The organism is Halomonas sp. PAMB 3232, assembly GCF_031954225.1.
GTDB lineage: Bacteria > Pseudomonadota > Gammaproteobacteria > Pseudomonadales > Halomonadaceae > Vreelandella.
On the sequence record NZ_CP134865.1, the window covers coordinates 3,386,603 to 3,402,407 of the forward strand.

Annotated in this window: 15 protein-coding genes and 1 tRNA gene; 6 read left to right on the forward strand and 10 right to left on the reverse strand. The window is 64.1% G+C overall.

Annotated features, from left to right (window positions below; genetic code table 11):
* Positions 1–85 precede the first annotated feature (85 nt).
* From RN346_RS15495 to RN346_RS15510, 4 genes are read right to left on the reverse strand one after another with little or no spacing between them, the layout of a single operon-like run.
* Entirely contained in the window at positions 86–2,008 is a 1,923-nt protein-coding gene (locus RN346_RS15495; protein WP_311961648.1) for an alkaline phosphatase D family protein, read from the reverse strand.
* The gene (locus RN346_RS15500) at positions 2,001–3,380 is read right to left on the reverse strand and encodes a HAMP domain-containing sensor histidine kinase (protein WP_311961649.1); all 1,380 of its coding nucleotides are present in this window, start codon (positions 3,378–3,380) and stop codon (positions 2,001–2,003) included. Before RN346_RS15500 ends, RN346_RS15495 begins: the two co-directional genes overlap by 8 nt.
* The gene (locus RN346_RS15505; protein ID WP_263585916.1) at positions 3,373–4,044 is read right to left on the reverse strand and encodes a response regulator transcription factor; all 672 of its coding nucleotides are present in this window, start codon (positions 4,042–4,044) and stop codon (positions 3,373–3,375) included. Before RN346_RS15505 ends, RN346_RS15500 begins: the two co-directional genes overlap by 8 nt.
* Positions 4,044–4,409 carry a PepSY domain-containing protein gene (locus RN346_RS15510; protein WP_311958867.1) on the reverse strand — a complete coding sequence of 122 codons (366 nt, stop codon included), beginning with the start codon at positions 4,407–4,409 and terminating at the stop codon, positions 4,044–4,046. Before RN346_RS15510 ends, RN346_RS15505 begins: the two co-directional genes overlap by 1 nt.
* Positions 4,410–4,577: 168 nt before the next feature.
* Between RN346_RS15510 and RN346_RS15515 the strand changes: the two genes are divergently transcribed.
* On the forward strand, positions 4,578–5,054 hold the full coding sequence (locus tag RN346_RS15515) for a PepSY domain-containing protein (protein WP_311961650.1): 477 nt from the start codon (positions 4,578–4,580) through the stop codon (positions 5,052–5,054).
* 46 nt (positions 5,055–5,100) lie between these two features.
* On the opposite strand, the gene RN346_RS15520 is transcribed toward RN346_RS15515, so the two are convergent.
* On the reverse strand, positions 5,101–6,495 hold the full coding sequence (locus tag RN346_RS15520; protein ID WP_311961651.1) for a Glu/Leu/Phe/Val dehydrogenase: 1,395 nt from the start codon (positions 6,493–6,495) through the stop codon (positions 5,101–5,103).
* 109 nt (positions 6,496–6,604) lie between these two features.
* Between RN346_RS15520 and RN346_RS15525 the strand changes: the two genes are divergently transcribed.
* Entirely contained in the window at positions 6,605–7,564 is a 960-nt protein-coding gene (locus RN346_RS15525; RefSeq protein ID WP_311961652.1) for a DUF1853 family protein, read from the forward strand.
* Between the two features lie 38 nt (positions 7,565–7,602).
* On the opposite strand, the gene proB is transcribed toward RN346_RS15525, so the two are convergent.
* The 4 genes from proB to rplU all read right to left on the reverse strand — a co-directional run bounded on the left by proB (position 7,603) and on the right by rplU (position 10,769).
* Positions 7,603–8,742 carry a glutamate 5-kinase gene (gene proB, locus RN346_RS15530; protein WP_311961653.1) on the reverse strand — a complete coding sequence of 380 codons (1,140 nt, stop codon included), beginning with the start codon at positions 8,740–8,742 and terminating at the stop codon, positions 7,603–7,605.
* A 109-nt stretch (positions 8,743–8,851) separates the two neighbouring features.
* Positions 8,852–10,042: an Obg family GTPase CgtA gene (gene cgtA, locus RN346_RS15535; protein ID WP_263585910.1), complete on the reverse strand. Its 1,191-nt coding sequence runs from the start codon at positions 10,040–10,042 to the stop codon at positions 8,852–8,854.
* Positions 10,043–10,165: 123 nt separating this feature from the next.
* Positions 10,166–10,423: a 50S ribosomal protein L27 gene (gene rpmA / locus RN346_RS15540; RefSeq protein ID WP_263585909.1), complete on the reverse strand. Its 258-nt coding sequence runs from the start codon at positions 10,421–10,423 to the stop codon at positions 10,166–10,168.
* 34 nt (positions 10,424–10,457) lie between these two features.
* Positions 10,458–10,769: a 50S ribosomal protein L21 gene (rplU, locus tag RN346_RS15545; protein WP_252105958.1), complete on the reverse strand. Its 312-nt coding sequence runs from the start codon at positions 10,767–10,769 to the stop codon at positions 10,458–10,460.
* A 322-nt stretch (positions 10,770–11,091) separates the two neighbouring features.
* Here rplU and ispB point away from each other — a divergent pair, with 322 nt between their 5' ends.
* The 3 genes from ispB to RN346_RS15560 all read left to right on the forward strand — a co-directional run bounded on the left by ispB (position 11,092) and on the right by RN346_RS15560 (position 13,553).
* On the forward strand, positions 11,092–12,093 hold the full coding sequence (gene ispB / locus RN346_RS15550; protein WP_263585908.1) for an octaprenyl diphosphate synthase: 1,002 nt from the start codon (positions 11,092–11,094) through the stop codon (positions 12,091–12,093).
* 103 nt (positions 12,094–12,196) lie between these two features.
* Positions 12,197–12,273: transfer RNA gene (locus tag RN346_RS15555), tRNA-Pro, on the forward strand.
* A gap of 149 nt (positions 12,274–12,422) precedes the next feature.
* Complete coding sequence (locus tag RN346_RS15560; RefSeq protein WP_311961654.1) at positions 12,423–13,553, forward strand: endonuclease/exonuclease/phosphatase family protein; 1,131 nt, start codon at positions 12,423–12,425, stop codon at positions 13,551–13,553.
* Between the two features lie 72 nt (positions 13,554–13,625).
* Here the strand turns inward: RN346_RS15560 and RN346_RS15565 are convergent, their stop codons facing one another.
* Positions 13,626–14,288, reverse strand: a complete 663-nt coding sequence (locus RN346_RS15565; RefSeq protein ID WP_311961655.1) for a GntR family transcriptional regulator — start codon at positions 14,286–14,288, stop codon at positions 13,626–13,628.
* Between the two features lie 166 nt (positions 14,289–14,454).
* On the opposite strand from RN346_RS15565, the gene RN346_RS15570 reads away from it, so the two are divergent.
* Positions 14,455–15,798: a malonyl-CoA decarboxylase gene (locus RN346_RS15570; protein ID WP_263587273.1), complete on the forward strand. Its 1,344-nt coding sequence runs from the start codon at positions 14,455–14,457 to the stop codon at positions 15,796–15,798.
* Positions 15,799–15,805: the final 7 nt, after the last annotated feature.

Below are 15,805 nucleotides of genomic sequence, written 5' to 3' on the forward strand. Positions count from 1 at the left end.
CTCATTGAGCCCTGGTCCTTTTGGATGAGATTCGACCCGCAAAATCCTGCGTCATGGCGGTGACATTTTTATGACAACCCGGTGATCAGGTCGGCGCTTTGGGTGGCGGAAAGCGGACCTCCCCGCCCCCAGCATCGAGCTGGCGAATGTCCGTCGGCCGGCCCTGGTGATCCAGCGTTACCAGCCCCAGGCCGCTGGCGTTGTAGAGCCGCTCGCCGGCACTGGCACCGACCGGGTCACGGGGCACGACATCGAACTTGCGCCGTTTGGTGAACCAGTTCAGCGGCGACCAGGGCGCGTAGAGCCAGCGGTTGAGCCGGTCGAACACGTTCAAGAGCTGTTTGGGAAAGGTGTTCTTGATGCCGCTGGAGGTGATCTGCCACAGATGCGGAGGACGTTCGCGGCGGCGCACGAAAACGTCGTAAGCGAAGGAGTAGTGAACGTCTCCCGATAAAATCACGTAGTTGCCCGGCGTTTTCGAGTGGCGCCAGATCTGCAGCAGTACGTTGGCCGCCCCGCGGTGGGCCATCCAGTTTTCGGCGTCCACTACCAGCGGCTTGCCCGCGAGCGTAAAGAGCTTCTGCACGCCTTCGATCAGCTTGACGCCAAACATCGGCGCGGGCGAGACGATCACCGCGCTTTGGCACTCGAGAAGCTGCTGCTGCATCTCCATCAGCGCCTCCCAATCCATCAACCCGGAGGGGCGCCTGGGGCTTCGCTCGCTGCGCCAGCGCCGGGTGCGGGTATCGAGCACGAGCAGCGCCGGCGTACCGGGCACGTGACACTCCCAGCCCTGAAAGCGCAACAGCCGCTCGATGAAGCGATCCTGATGCGGTGCCTCGAGCGTATCACCGGCGGATGCCAGCAGCGCGCCGGCCTCGTCGACCAGCGGAGTGAGCTTGTCCGGGTCGTTCCCCCACCCCTGGCAGAGCAGGTAGGCGATCAGGGCGTTGCCGATGATGCGTTTTGAGAACGGGTGCCCGTAGGCGCAGCGCTCCCAGTCCGCCGTCAGGTTCCAGTCGTCGGTCACGTCGTGGTCGTCGAAGATCATCAGGCTCGGCAGGTGCGCCATCAGTCGCGCGCACTGCGGAAGGCCCTCGACGAAGGCCGCCATCGTCGCCTGCTCCTGGCGGTAGGTGGCCTGATCCTTTGGCTCGAGCGCGGGCTCGGCCGGGTCGATCAGCGTCCAGGGGGTCGGCGACCACGCCAGGCAGTACATGGCGAGCATTTCGGCCAGTGTCATCAGGTGGTTCGAGGCGTTCGCCGAGGTGAACACCGGCTTTTTCACCCCGCCAAAAAAGCGCTCGCGAAGGGCGGCGTTGCTGGTCACGTCCGGCAGCAGCTTTTCGCGGTGATAATACGTTTGCGGCGCGGCGTAGAGCGCCTGGCTATCCTCGACCGTGGCCCCCTCGAGGCATTCGTCGAAAAGCCCGAGCCGGTCGATCAGCGCGTGAATGGCGGTGAGCGTCGGCCCCGCCACGTCGTCGACGTACACTTGGTCGCCGGTCATCAGAAGCCACGCCGGCCACTGCCTGGCTTCGTCCTGACGCGTTGCAAGCCAGGCGTCGCCGCGCACCAGCCCATCGGGGCTTTCGTGATGGGGCTTGCGACATGAGCCGTGCATCAAGCGGTGGTGGCGCGAGGCGAGCACGAAGGCGGGAAACGCCTGGCCGTCATGGCAAAGCCAGGGCGCCCACTCGGCGATCGAGCGCCAGCCGCCGGACGCCGTTTTCAGGCGCAGGTCGTAGTCGATGCGCTCGTCATACGGCAGCGGCGCCTCGAGCGCCACATCGATCAGGCAGATGTGCGCGTGGCGGCCGACCGGCAGGCGCGTCTGCGCCGCGCTTATATCCAACGTGCGCTCGCGCGGCTGGTGGGGGAAGAGGACGAGTGTCATCTCGAGCGGGCGCGAGCTCACGAGCCATAGCGTCAGCCGCGTGGGGCTTAGCCGACGCAGCAGTGGGCCGACCAGTACGTCGGGCAGCGCCTGCTCGATACGCTCAGCCACGGGCCACCACCGGAAGCCGAAGGGCGACACAAAGCCCACCGGCCTGGCCGCGGGTGAGCGTCAGCGTGCCCTGATAAAGCGCTACCAGATCCGCCACGATGGAGAGCCCGAGGCCGCTGTTCGAGCGCTGCTCGTCCAGGCGCTTGCCGCGCTCGAGCGCCGCCTGGCACTGCGCCTCGTCCATGCCCGGGCCGTCGTCCTCCACGCTTAGATGAAGGGTCTCGCCCTGCGTTTGAACACGTAGCGTCACGCGGCTTTCGGCCCAGCGCAGGGCGTTATCCAGCAGATTGCCCACCACTTCCTGCACGTCCTGGCGGTCCATACGCACGTGGGGGCGCGCCTGCCAGCGGGTTTCCAGCGCCACCTGTCGCCGACCCGCCAGCCGGCCAAGGCCCTCGATGAGCCCGGCCAGCGTCTCCTCCAGGGCGATCGGCGCCAAGTGAAGGCCATCACCGGCGGCGCTCGCCCGGGCCAGGTGGTGGCGCACGGCGCTGTCGATGCGCGAAAGCTCGACGTCGAAGCGCTCGCGCGGCTCCAAGGGGAGCTGATTAAGCTGAAGGCGCATGACGCTCAGCGGCGTTTTCAGCGCGTGGGCGAGATTGCCGGCGGCGTGGCGGCCGCGCTCGATCAGGCGCTGGTCGCGGGCGAGCACCGCGTTCATCGAGGTGGCCAACGTGGCAAGCTCCTCGGGCAGGCGGGTTTTCATGCGGCTTGCGCCGCCCCTTTCGACCTCGCGAAGGTCAGCGTTCATGCGCCGAAGCGGCGCCAGCCCAAAGCGCACCTGCAGCGCCAGAACGCCCAGCAGGAGGAGCGAGAGCGCCAGCACACCCAGCCACAGAAGCCGCTGAAAACCGAGAATCTCCGCTTTGAGTGCGCTTTCATCGGCGGCGACGCTGACGTGCAGCGGCGTCTCGAGCGGCGCGAGGTAGATGTCGCGCTCGACCACGCGAAGCGGCTGGCCGCGCGGGCCTTCAAGGCTTCGCGCGCGGGCCAGGCGGCTGTCGGTGACCGGCAGGCGCTGATCCCACAGCGAGCGCGAGGCGAGACGGTGCTCGCCCTGGTCGGTGATCTGCCAGTACCAGCCGGAAAAGACCTGATCGAAGCGCGCATCGCCCAGCGCGCTGGGGTAATCAAGCGTATTGGCGACAGGGTCGAAGGTGACGCCGGCGATCACCACGTTCAGCGTGGCCTCCAGCCGCTCATCGAACGCGTCGACCGCGGCGCGTTGGTAGTAGAGGGCAAGCCAGGCCCCGGCCAGCGGCAGCGCCAGCCCCACGAGCACAAGCGCGGCAAGCAGCAGCCGGGTGGCGATCGAGCGGCGAGCCCAGCGCTGACCAATCCTGGCGCGAAGGCGCGCGCGCCGGCTAGGCATCCGGCGCCTCGGCCAGCAGGCGGTAGCCCTGGCCTCTAAGGGTGACGAAGCGCCAGGCGCCGAGCTTGCGGCGCAGCCGGCTGATCTGCACGTCGATCACGTTGGAGTCCGGCTCCTGGTCACGATCATAAACGTGTTCGGCGAGCTCGGCGCGGCTGACCACGCGCGGGGCAGCGTGCATCAAATAGCTGAGAAGCCGCGTCTCCTGAGCGGTGAGGCTGACCGGGCGCCCGGCGAGACTGACGTGCTGGGTGTGGGTGTCCAGACTCAGCTCGCCCAGACGAATCACCGGGTGGGCATGACCGTGGGTGCGGCGCAAAATCGCGCGCAGGCGAAACAGCACCTCGGCGGACTCAAAAGGCTTGGTGACGTAATCATCGGCGCCGGCGGAGAAGCCCGCCGCCTTGTCCGCCCAGCGCTCACGCGCGGTGAGAATCAGCACCGGCAGGTCGATGCCGTCGTCGCGCCAAGCGCCTAGCCAGCGCGTGCCGTCGCCGTCGGGCAGGCCGACATCGAGAATCAGCGCGTCATAGGTCTCGGTTCGCACCAGAAAATCCGCTTTTTGTCCGGTATCGGCGACTTCCACCAGCCAGTCGCCGTCCTTGAGCGCCAGCGCCAGTTCACTGGCCAGGGCCTGGTCGTCTTCCACCAATAAACACTTCATTATTCGCCATCCTTGACGTCGTCGCGGCGCATCTCGTTGATCCGCACGCCCTCGATTTTCATTAGCTGGCCGCTTTTGCCATCGAACTCGAACTCGACCACCTGGCCCTGGGGACCGAGCATCTTGATCTCGTACTCGATCTCGCCGTCATCGCGCTCCATTTCGATTTCGATGACTTCACCCTCATAGCGCGCCTCCAGCCAGTCCAGAAGCGACTCCAGCCCCACCGTTTCGCCACGCTGCACCTGACCGTGAAGCGTTCGCCACTGCGGCTCGGCGTCGGCCGAGCTCGTCCACGCAAACGTCGCCACGGCCAGCAGCGCGGCGCAAAAGGAAGCTGGATAGAACCACGAAAATCGTTTCATGGGCTCAGGATGCCAAACTCTAGATGAACGCGGGATGAACGCCGCCTTCAGCTTGGCGACAGAACGGCGCTGTTATAAAGAGACGGTCTCACCTTACCAGGCGCTGCGTGAACGCTGATGCGAGATTTCAAGCCTGTAAGGTTTTTATACCGCAATAAGGAGTGTGACATGACGTCGATGAAAAAAGCAGTGCTGCTGCCGGCCTCCGCCCTGTTGCTCGTTGCCACTACCGGCGCCGCCCAGGCCGACCGTTTGGGGCTCGAGCGGTTGGATGAGGTGCTGAACTACACCGCCGACTACGGTTTTACTCATATCGAAGAGCTCAGCGTCGAGGACGATAGCCGTATCGAAGCCGAGGGCTGGCTCGACGAGGAGTGGTTCGCCGACATCGAGCTCTCGCTCGATAGCGGCGAAACGCTCAAGGAGGAGCGCGAGCGTCTGGTCAGTGGCGCTTGGGGCATGAGCGAGGACGATATCCGTCAGGCGTTCGAGATGGCCCGCCAGGAAGGCATGACCACGTTCGAGGAGATCGACATCAGCCGCAGCGGTATCATCGATATCGAAGGCCAGGCTGAAAATGGCCGCGATATCGAGATCAGCGTGCGCCAGGGCTCTTTCGAGGTGGTCGAGATCGACCGCGACTGACGTTTGAGCCTGCCAGGGGCGAGCCAACGCCCGCCCCTGAGGTGCCCTAGCGACAGTCCTGACAGTTGCCGCGCGCCATGATCGCCTCGGCAATCCGCTCGACCCCCTGGCGATACGCGGCCTGACGATAGGTGATCTTTTCGTCGCGGGCGCGCTCCAGCACCCGGTTGGCCTGATCGTCGAGGGTTTCGTCCAACCGCTGGTTGACCTGCTCTTCGCTCCAGGCCTGCCCGGCGCGGTTTTGTAGCCACTCGAAGTAGCTCACGATCACGCCCCCGGTGTTGGCCAATACGTCCGGCAGCACGTCGACCCCGCGGCTTTCCAGCGCGCGATCGGCGTCGCTGGTGACCGGACCGTTGGCGATTTCGAGAATCATCCCGGCGCGAATGTCGTCCACGTTATCATTGGTGACCTGATTCTCCATCGCGGCCAGCGCCAGCACGTCGACCTCGAGCGCCAACAGCTCTTCGCCCTTGATGCCGTTGCCCTGGCGGCATTTGGCAAGCTCGCCGTGCTTCTCCTTGGCCTTTTTGGCCGACTCGATATCGAGCCCCTTTTCCTTGTAGATGCCGCCGCTGGAGTCGGACACCGCCACCACCTGATAGCCGCGCTCGCAGGCCAGGCGGGCGAAGTGGTACGCCGCGTTACCGAAGCCCTGCACCGCCACGGTGGTCTCTTCCGGCTTACGTGACTGCTGCTGCGCCCAGAGCTCCAGCACCTTGAGCGCGCCGCGGCCGGTGGCCTCGACCCGGCCAGGGGATCCGCCCAGCGACAGCGGCTTGCCCGTGATCGCCGCCGGCGCCCGGCGGCGCACGATGTTCTCGTACTCATCGATCATCCAGCCCATCACCTCGGCGTCGGTGTTCATGTCTGGCGCGGGAATGTCACGATCCGGGCCCATGACGTCGGCAATAGCACGAATGTAGCCTCGCGCCAGGCGCTCACGCTCCAGCGATGAAAGCGCCTTGGCATCGACCTGGACGCCGCCCTTGCCGCCGCCAAACGGCAGCCCGGCAACCGCGCACTTCACCGCCATCCAGAAGCTGAGCGTGGTGACCTCGTGCTGATTGACCTTCGGGTGAAAACGCACGCCACCCTTGGCCGGCCCCAGCGAGATATCGTACTGCACGCGCCAGGCGGGGAACGCCTGTAGGCGGCCGTCATCCATGCGCACCGGAATGCTGACCTGCAGCGACATTGCCGGCTGCATCAGCCGTGCGCGGGCGTCGTGGTGAATATCCAGCGCCTCGAACACCTCTTCCAGGCGCGAGCGGGCATCGTCAAAAAGCGCCGCGCCGGTTTGCGGCGTGAGCGCCTGGGCTTCGACATCAGAGTGGGGAGAGGCCGCGTTTTTCGACTCGGCGCTTTTCGAAGACGCCTGCTTTTTGCGCTTGGCGCTATCCTTCGCACTGCTTTTACCGCTATTTTTCGAATGAGCCATGAATACACTCCCTTGCATCGATGGGCCGTTGAGATCGTCAACCGCATTTAAGCGTAGCAGCCGTTTTTCGATTTCACCGCTAACGTGCAGACGCCGCCGGAGCGACGACATGCCGCCACAAAGCCCTCTTGATGCGCCCAGCGCCCCGCTCGAAGACGCCATTGCGCGCGATCTGGCGTGGCTTCTGGACGCCCCGGACATCGTCGAGCTCAACGGTTACCCGGGCCGGCCGAGCCGCGCGGTGCTGGGGCTTGCGCGCGGCGAAAAGGCCTGGCTTTTGCGCCAGGAGCCGGCGATTCGCGCGCTTTCAAAAAAGCGGGTGACGCGCATGGGCCACTACCACGAGGCGCTGTGGCATCTGCTGCTTGCCCATAGCCCCAATACCCGGCTTCTGGCGCACAACGTCGCCATTCGCGAGCGCCGCCAGACCCTGGGCGAGCTGGACATGCTCTACCGCACGCAAGCCAATCCCGCCCCCCTACATCTGGAAGTGGCGATCAAGTTCTATCTGGGACTCGATGAAGGCCCGGATGCACCGGACAGCCCCAACCGCTGGATCGGCACCGGCGGACTCGACAGCCTGGCGCGCAAGTGCGCGCACCTGCACGCTCATCAACTGCCGCTTTCCGCCACTCCGCTTGCCCGCAGTACGCTGCGCCACTGGCTCACCCCACGCGACTGCCCGGGCGAGATCGGCGAGATCACCCAGCAGGTGGCGATGCCCGGGGTGCTGTTTTACCCGTTTCACGCCACGCTGCCCCCGCCGCGAGGCGCGACCGCGCAGCACGACCGTGGGCGGTGGTGCCATCGAAAGGATTGGGAAGCGCTTTTAAAGAGCGCGGGAAAGGTGCGGCTGGCCTGGCTTGCGCGGCCGTTCTGGATGGCGCCGCCTGTCGAGGCGGCGTTTCACCCGCCGGCGGCGCTGTGGCCGCAGATCGAGGCGTGCATCGAGCGCTTCGGCCCGCAGCAGGTAATGCTGAAAGCCGATGATGGTGCGATCGAGCGCGTATTCATCGTGCCCGACGCCTGGCCGCGGGAGGTGCCGCTGCCGATCAAAACGCGGGCTTGAGGCTAGACGATCTAGACGATCTAGACGATCTAGACGATCTAGACGATGACCAGATTATCGCGGTGAATCAGCTCATGCGCTTCGATGAAGCCGAGGATCGCCTCGATCTGGTGGCTCGGCTTGCCGGCCAGCTGGCGCGCTTCGTCGGCGCCGTAATTGATCAGCCCCTTGGCAATGGAGTTGCCCTGCTCGTCCACGCAGAGCACCATATCGCCGCGCTTGAAGCTGCCCTGCACCTGACGCACGCCGACCGGCAGAAGGCTCGAGCCCTTTTCGCGCAGCACGTTCACCGCGCCGGCATCGAGAGTGAGCGTGCCGCGCACCTGAAGCTGGCCGGCGAGCCAGCGCTTGCGCGCCGCCATCGGTGCCTGGTCGGGTTTGAGGAGCGTGCCCAGCGCCTCGCCGGCCATGATGCGCGTGATCACCTCGGGCTGGCGGCCGCTGGCGATGATCGTCAGCGCCCCGGAGCGCGCGGCGAGCTTGGCAGCGCGCACCTTGGTGCTCATACCACCCCGGCCCAGCGCCCCGCCGCTACCGGCCACGGCGGCGAGCTTCGGGTCGTCGGCCCGGCCCTCCTGGATCAGGGTGGCGCTGGGGTCGTGACGCGGGTCGGCGTCGAACAGCCCCTCCTGGTCGGTGAGCAGCACCAGCGCGTCGGCCTCCAGCAGGTTCGCTACTAAAGCGCCCAGGGTGTCGTTGTCGCCAAAGCGGATCTCGTCGGTGACCACGGTGTCGTTTTCGTTGACCACCGGCACCACGCGCAATTCGACCAGCGTGCGCAGCGCCGACAGCGCGTTAAGATAGCGCTTGCGATCGGAAAGATCGTCGTGGGTCAGCAGAATTTGGGCGGTGAGCATGGCGTGGCGGGCGAAGTGCTGCTCGTAGCACTGGGTCAGGCCGTTCTGGCCCACGGCGGCGGCGGCCTGGAGTTCGTGTACCGCGCTCGGCCGGGCCTGCCAGCCAAGGCGCACCATGCCTGCCGCCACCGCGCCGGAAGAGACCAGCACGACCTCGACGCCGCGCCCGTGAAGCGCGGCGATCTGATCGACCCAGGCACCGATGGCCACGTCATCGAGGCCCCGCCCGTCGTCGGTGATCAGGGCGCTGCCGATTTTCACCACCACGCGGCGCGCGCCCGTCAATACCTCCCGGCCCGGCCACTGCTCACGATGTTCCATGCCGCCTCACTCCTGCCCGCCACGTTACAAGCTCGATGGCGATAATACGTTGAACGTTACTGCCAGGCCCGCTGACTGCTGCGAGCCTGCGGGCCCCTTCGCCTTGCCGTCAGGGCGCGTACTCGACGTCGACATCGTAATCGTCGTCATCGAAGTCGTCATCGTCTTCGACGTTGCGCTTTCTGCGGTTATGGGTCAGACGCGCCTCGGTGCGGGCGACGGACTCTTCCTCCATGCGCCGGCGCATCTCCTGCTCGCGCTCGAAGGCCTCTTCGTCTTCGTTTTCAAGACGCTGCTGGTCGGTGAGCCAGCGGTGCGCCGCCTGTACCAGTTTCTCGGTGCCGTCACTCGAAATCGCCGAGATCTGAAACACCGGGCCATCCCAATCGAGCGCGTCGATTACGGCCTGGGCGCGCGCTTCGCGCTCCTCTTCGGGCAGCAGGTCGAACTTGTTGAGCACCAGCCAGCGCGGGCGCTCGGAGAGCGCCGGGGAAAACTCCCCCAGCTCGCGCACGATCGCCTTCGCCGCATCGACCGGGTCGGACTCGTCGAACGGCGCGATATCCACCACGTGGAACAACAGCCGGGTGCGGGTCAGGTGCTTCAAAAAGCGAAGCCCAAGGCCGGCGCCGTCGGAGGCGCCTTCGATCAGCCCGGGCACGTCCGCCATGACGAAGTGCTCGTGCATGCCGAGCTTCACCACGCCCAGGTTCGGCACGAGTGTCGTGAAGGGGTAGTTCGCGACCTTCGGCTTGGCCGCCGACACCGAGCGGATCAGGGTGGATTTACCCGCGTTGGGCATACCCAGAAGGCCCACGTCCGCCATCACCTTCATTTCCAGACGCAGGTTGCGCCGGTCGCCTTCGGTGCCAGGCGTGGTGCGCCTGGGCGCCCGGTTGGTCGAGGACTTGAAGTGAATGTTGCCAAGCCCGCGGCGCCCGCCTTCGGCGACCAGCACCACTTCGCCGATCTCGGTGACGTCGGCGATCACTTCCAGCGTGTCTTCGTCGATCACCGTGGTACCGACCGGCACCTTGACGTGCAGATCCTCACCGGCCTTACCGCTCATCTGGCGGCCCATGCCGCCCTGGCCGTTTTCGGCCTTGTAAAAGCGCTGGTACTTGAAATCGATCAAGGTGTTCAGCGCATCGTCACCGATCAGGTAGACGCTGCCGCCGTGGCCGCCGTCGCCGCCGTCGGGGCCGCCCTTGGGCACGTATTTTTCGCGGCGAAAGCTCAGACAGCCGTTGCCGCCCTTGCCTGCCTCGACAATGATCGAGGCCTCATCGACGAACTGCATTGAATTCTCCCGGCCGCTTTCGCCGCCCTTTTCCCCTGCCTTGAGCGCAGGGGGTTAAACAGACAAAAAAGCCCCGCCAATGCGGGGCTTTTCTTTCGTTCACTCGTCCAAGCGGCTAAGCGCTTACTCGGAAACGATGCTCACGAATTTACGGTTGTGCGGGCCCTTGGTCTGGAACTGCACCTTGCCGTCGGTCAGAGCGAACAGCGTATGGTCGCGACCGATGCCAACGCCGGTGCCGGCGTGAAAACGGGTGCCGCGCTGACGCACGATGATGTTACCCGCGGTGGCCGCCTGGCCGCCGAAGAGTTTTACACCAAGGCGTTTGGATTCGGAATCGCGACCGTTACGCGTGGAGCCGGCTGCCTTTTTATGTGCCATCGAAATAGCCTCCTAATCAGGGGAATAGACCGTGTTAAACGGAAATTCCGGTAATTTTGACTTCGGTGAACCACTGACGGTGGCCCTGACGCTTCATGCTGTGCTTACGGCGACGGAACTTGATGATGTTCACTTTTTCGCCGCGGCCGTGCGAAACGATTTCAGCGGAGACTTTCGCGCCGCTGATCATCGGTGCACCGATGTTGAAATCGTCGCCGTCTGCGACCATCAGCACTTCTTCGAAATCGATGGATTCGCCGGTGGCGACTTCGATTTTCTCGAGCTTGAGGGTCTGGCCTTCCTGAACGCGGTACTGCTTGCCACCGCTTTTGATAATTGCGTACATGTCGCTCTCCGGACTCGTCGTTGAAGCTGGCCCCTTTAAGCCAGCGCTCATCACTTACGCGCTTTCGCGTCGTGCTCTTAAGACCTGCGGCGAGTGGCGCCCCTTTCGGCAGCCATCTGACAGGGAGCATGATGAGTGGGTCGCGGATTATAGCGATGATCGATCTTTACCACAAGCCCCCAGGGGCGTGTCAATTGGCGTGGTGCGGCTCGCCAGCGGCTCGCCGGTGGCTTCGCCTTGACGCCTTACAGGTGGCCCCATAGCATAATCCCCACTCAGGGCGGTAATGGCCGCTTTTCACCTGCTGCGATGACCCTATTTCATGACTAACGTCTCTCCCCAAACGCCTGTCAGCCCCACGCCTTCACCGCTGCACGCCGTGGTGGCGGGCGATTTCGAGGCCGTTAACCGCACCATTGTCGAGCAGCTCAACTCCAACGTCCCGCTGGTCGAAACCATCGGTCAGTACATCATCGAAAGCGGCGGCAAGCGCATGCGCCCACTTTTAGTGCTGCTGGCCGCGCGCGCGCTGGGCTACGAAGGCGACAAACACATCACACTCGCCACCCTGATCGAGTTCATGCACACCTCGACTCTTTTGCACGACGACGTGGTCGACGACTCGCACCTGCGCCGCGGCAAGAAAACCGCCAACGACGCCTGGGGCAACGCACCGTCGGTGCTGGTGGGAGACTTTCTCTACTCGCGCTCGTTTCAGATGATGGTCAGCGTCGGCTCCATGCGCATCATGGCGATCCTGTCGAGCGCGACCTGTATCATTGCCGAAGGCGAAGTGTTGCAGCTCACCAACATCGGCAACCCGAGCCTGTCTGAAGAGGCCTATTTCGAAACCATCCAGGGCAAGACCGCGATGCTGTTCGAGGCAGCCTCCCACAGCGGCGCGGTGCTCGCCGAGGCCACGCCCGAGCAGGAGTGCGCGCTTCAACACTACGGCCGCTACCTGGGGCTCGCCTTCCAGCTGATCGACGATCTGCTCGACTACCAGGGCGACGCTGATGCGATGGGCAAGAACGTCGGCGACGACCTGGCCGAAGGCAAGCCGACGCTGCCCTTGATCAACGCCATGGAGCGCGGCACGCCCGAGGAGGCCAAGCTGATTCGTCAGGCGATTCGCAAGGGCGGGCTCGAGCAGCTCGATGAGGTGCTCGCCATCGTTCACCGCACCGGCGCGCTCGAATATACCCGTGAACGCGCGGTGGAGATGGTCGAGCGCGCGCTCGCCGAGCTCGAAAAGCTGCCGCAAAGCGCGTACCGCGACAGCATGACCGAGCTTGCCCGCCTGGCGGTCGAGCGCCAGTCCTGATTCACGCCCGACATTATTCACGCCCGACATTGACGAGTATTTTTGAATTACCTCTTGAAAAACCCGAGGCGCGGGCGTAAGATTCATCCCCGTTATTGAGCGCCGGAATATAGCTCAGCTTGGTAGAGCGCTGCCTTCGGGAGGCAGAGGTCGTAGGTTCGAATCCTGCTATTCCGACCAGAAATTGTAATAAAAGTGGCCACTTAGCTTTTTTAAAGCAGGTGGCCATTTTTTTGTGCCCAACATTCCCAGGTAGTCTACTTTCATTACGTTAGCGCCTTTCACTGGGCGGCAAACCCACCATTTCGCCACCTGATTCGAGCAACGTCATGCTTTTAAACATTCTACTGTGGGTCGTCCGTGGCCTGACCCTTGCGTTGATCACGGTCAGCCTGCTTCCTGAAATCCCCAGCGGCCACTGGGCGATCCGGCTGTGGGAGTTTCCCCGCTTGCAGTTGAGCCTGGTCATCGCGGTCACGCTGTTACTGCTGACCCTGCACGCCTGGTTGGCCCGTGCCCGGAAAGAGCACGCGGTATTGCTGGTGGCGCTGCTGGCAACGGGCGCGTGGCAGGGCTCCCACATTCTGCCCTTTACGCCGGTGTGGCCCGACGAAGTGGCCGAGGCCAGCGCCCAAACGCTTTCGAATCAGTCCACGTTCAAGATCATGACCGCCAACCTCGACTTCCAGAATGACCGCTACGAAGAGGCGCTGGAGGTGATAAAACGCGAGGACCCGGACATCGCACTGCTCATCGAAGTCGATAGCGGCTGGGAGGATAGTCTGGCGCCGCTGGACGAGCTTTATGAGTACCGCGAGGGGGACGTGCGCGGTGAGGGGCTCGGCATCGTGGTCTGGTCGCGCATTCCACTGCAAAACGCCCGGGTCGAGCACCTGGTGTCCGAGCGTCGCGCGTCGATCTTTGCAACGCTTGACGTGCCGGGTATCGGGCCCGTTCGCTACGCGGGCATTCATCCGGTGCCGCCGGGGCTTAAAGAGCGCACCCCCAACGACGGCGGTGAAACCGAGCGCCGGAATAGCCGGGAGCGCGACGCAGAGCTGATGCTGGTGGCCGAACGCGTGGCCGAGGACGCGGACAACCGCTGGATCGTGACCGGCGACTTCAACGATGCCGCCTGGTCCAATACCACGCGGCTGTTCAAGGAGCTGAGCGAGCTCAAGGACCCGCGCCGGGGAAGAGGACTCTTGAGCACGTACCACACCGAGTACCCCCTGTGGCGCTACCCGATCGATCACATGTTCGTCTCCGACGGCTTTGAGCTCGTCGAGCTCGACCGTGTCACCATCGAAGGGTCGGATCATTTCGCCATCACGACGACATTGACCGCCGCCGCCAAGGACCAGGCGCCGCCGGATGCGCCACAAGAGGCGCAACAGGACGCCGACGAGCTGATAGAGGAAGGCGCCAAGGATGCCAGTGAGCAGGGCGTGAGCAGCTAAACAGCAGCGCTGAACGATAAGGGCCACCCGGCATCAAGGCGGGTGGCCTTTTTGATGGGCGGCGCTTGGCGATCACCCACCATCCAGAGCATGCATCGACGCCACCAGATCGTTGAAGCGCTCGCCCTGCACCATGACGTGCTCGCGCAGCAGCTGCTCGGCGCGGAGGCCGTCGCCCGCCTCGATGGCGGCGACGATCGCTTCGTGCTCGGCCAGCGAGCTTTCGACGCGCATTCGCACCTGAAGCTGCAGCCGACGGTAGGGCTGTAGCAGCGCGTGCAGGCGAGCGGCTTCCTGGGCGAGAAAGTGGTTATGGCTCGCCGCGTAGATGCAGTGGTGAAAGACGCTGTTGTCATAGTAGTAGCCGTTGGCATCGTGCTCCTCGGCGCGGGCGCGACACGCCTTGAGCGCCCCACTCAGCGCGGCGCGTTCGTCGTCGGTAATGCGCCGGGCGGCCAGGCGCCCGCAAAGACCCTCCAGCTCCGCCATCACCTCGAAGCGCTCGACCAGCTCAGTGACGCCCAAGCGAGTGACGAACGTGCCGCGTTTGGGCACGACCTGCACCATGCCGGACATCGCAAGCTGTTGAATCGCCTCACGGATCGGCGTGCGCGAGCACGCGTACTCGAGCGCCAACGCATCCGGGTCGAGCCGCTCCCCCGGCATATACTGCCCAGCGATGATCGCGTCCTCGAGAAGATCACGCAGCCGCTGCGCCTGGGATATCTTCGCCATAAGTCTACCCCCTGCTTCCTTGACTCATAAATTCTTTACCTATATTTGTTATATACAACATGACGCGCTGTTTAATACTTACCACGCTAAGAGACAATGATAAAGCGTTGGCATCGTCACCGGCAGACTGCCCACCCGATAAACTCAAAGGCTGATGCGCATGAACATGAATATGACGTTTCTTCAGGGGCTGCTCACCAATATCAGCTCGCGTACCCGGCAGCTCAGTAGCGCTCTGGGCACCGACAAGGAGAGTGAAAACCACTTCACTGCCCTGAAAGCGGCCTGCCAGGGCCTGATGGGCCGCACCGGTGAAGCCTCGCAAATTCTGATGGCCCAGCAGGCGCTGGCCCATTACCGCGCGCTCGACGATGAGGAGAAGCTGGCGTTTTTCCAGCTGCTGGCCAACGACTACGCCGCCGAACCCGCCGATATTCACAGCGCCTACGCGGTGTACCGCGAGCACGAAGATAACGCCTCGCTCGAGAAGCTGTTCAATGCCTGCGAGCCGCGCCGCCAGACGCTGTTGCGCCGCTTGAACCTCTGCCCCGGCGGCACCTTCGATCTGGTCAACATGCGTGCGGACCTGCTCAAGTGCCTGCGCCAATCGCCGGAGCTCTCGGCGCTGGATAGCGACTTTGCGCACCTGTTCAACTCCTGGTTCAACCGCGGCTTTTTGATGCTCGAAAGCATCGATTGGAACACCCCGGCGGCGGTGCTGGAGAAGATCATCCGCTATGAAGCGGTGCACGAAATCGGCGATTGGCACGACCTGCGCCGCCGGCTCGACCCGGACGATCGCCGCTGCTATGCCTTTTTCCACCCGGCCACCGGCGACGAGCCGCTGATCTTCGTGGAAGTGGCGCTGTGCGACGGCATTCCCGGCAACGTCCAGCGCATTCTCGAGCACGGCGAGGAGCTGCCGCTCGAAGACGCCGACACGGCGGTGTTCTACAGCATCAGCAACTGTCAGGCCGGGCTCAAGGGTGTGTCCTTCGGTAACTTTTTGATCAAGCAGGTCGTTCAGGAGCTGAGCCGCGAGCTTCCGCAGATCAAGAACTTTGTCACCCTTTCGCCGGTGCCGGGTTTCGCCGACTGGCTCGACGAGGCGCGCAAGGAGGCGACGCTGTCCGAGGAGCTCACCGCTTACCTCGACACCCACGAAAGCGAGGAGCTCTCCTCCAGCGCCCACAAGGAGTTCATGCGCCTGGCGTCGCACTATCTGGTCGACGTGAAGCATAAAAGCGGCCAGCCCCTGAACCCGGTGGCGCGCTTTCACCTGGGCAACGGCGCGAGCCTGCATCGGCTGAACTGGCGGGCGGATACGTCATCAAAAGGCCTCAAGCAGGCCCACGGTTTGATGGTGAACTACCTCTACCAGCTCAATCGCATCGAACAGAACCACGAGGCGTACAGCGCCAACCACACGGTGGTGTGCGCCAGCGACATTCGTCGTCAGGCCAATCAGGCGAGCCAGTATTTCGAGACGAAAACACCGGCCAAGGCGTAACGCCCCC

Coding starts and splice junctions, on each gene's coding strand:
- RN346_RS15500 (WP_311961649.1), bottom strand. CDS start 3,380: ATGCCTAGCCGGCGCGCGCGCCTTCGCGCCAGGATTGGTCAGCGCTGG.
- RN346_RS15505 (WP_263585916.1), bottom strand. CDS start 4,044: ATGAAGTGTTTATTGGTGGAAGACGACCAGGCCCTGGCCAGTGAACTG.
- RN346_RS15510 (WP_311958867.1), bottom strand. CDS start 4,409: ATGAAACGATTTTCGTGGTTCTATCCAGCTTCCTTTTGCGCCGCGCTG.
- RN346_RS15515 (WP_311961650.1), top strand. CDS start 4,578: ATGACGTCGATGAAAAAAGCAGTGCTGCTGCCGGCCTCCGCCCTGTTG.
- RN346_RS15520 (WP_311961651.1), bottom strand. CDS start 6,495: ATGGCTCATTCGAAAAATAGCGGTAAAAGCAGTGCGAAGGATAGCGCC.
- RN346_RS15525 (WP_311961652.1), top strand. CDS start 6,605: ATGCCGCCACAAAGCCCTCTTGATGCGCCCAGCGCCCCGCTCGAAGAC.
- proB (WP_311961653.1), bottom strand. CDS start 8,742: ATGGAACATCGTGAGCAGTGGCCGGGCCGGGAGGTATTGACGGGCGCG.
- cgtA (WP_263585910.1), bottom strand. CDS start 10,042: ATGCAGTTCGTCGATGAGGCCTCGATCATTGTCGAGGCAGGCAAGGGC.
- rpmA (WP_263585909.1), bottom strand. CDS start 10,423: ATGGCACATAAAAAGGCAGCCGGCTCCACGCGTAACGGTCGCGATTCC.
- rplU (WP_252105958.1), bottom strand. CDS start 10,769: ATGTACGCAATTATCAAAAGCGGTGGCAAGCAGTACCGCGTTCAGGAA.
- ispB (WP_263585908.1), top strand. CDS start 11,092: ATGACTAACGTCTCTCCCCAAACGCCTGTCAGCCCCACGCCTTCACCG.
- RN346_RS15560 (WP_311961654.1), top strand. CDS start 12,423: ATGCTTTTAAACATTCTACTGTGGGTCGTCCGTGGCCTGACCCTTGCG.
- RN346_RS15565 (WP_311961655.1), bottom strand. CDS start 14,288: ATGGCGAAGATATCCCAGGCGCAGCGGCTGCGTGATCTTCTCGAGGAC.
- RN346_RS15570 (WP_263587273.1), top strand. CDS start 14,455: ATGAATATGACGTTTCTTCAGGGGCTGCTCACCAATATCAGCTCGCGT.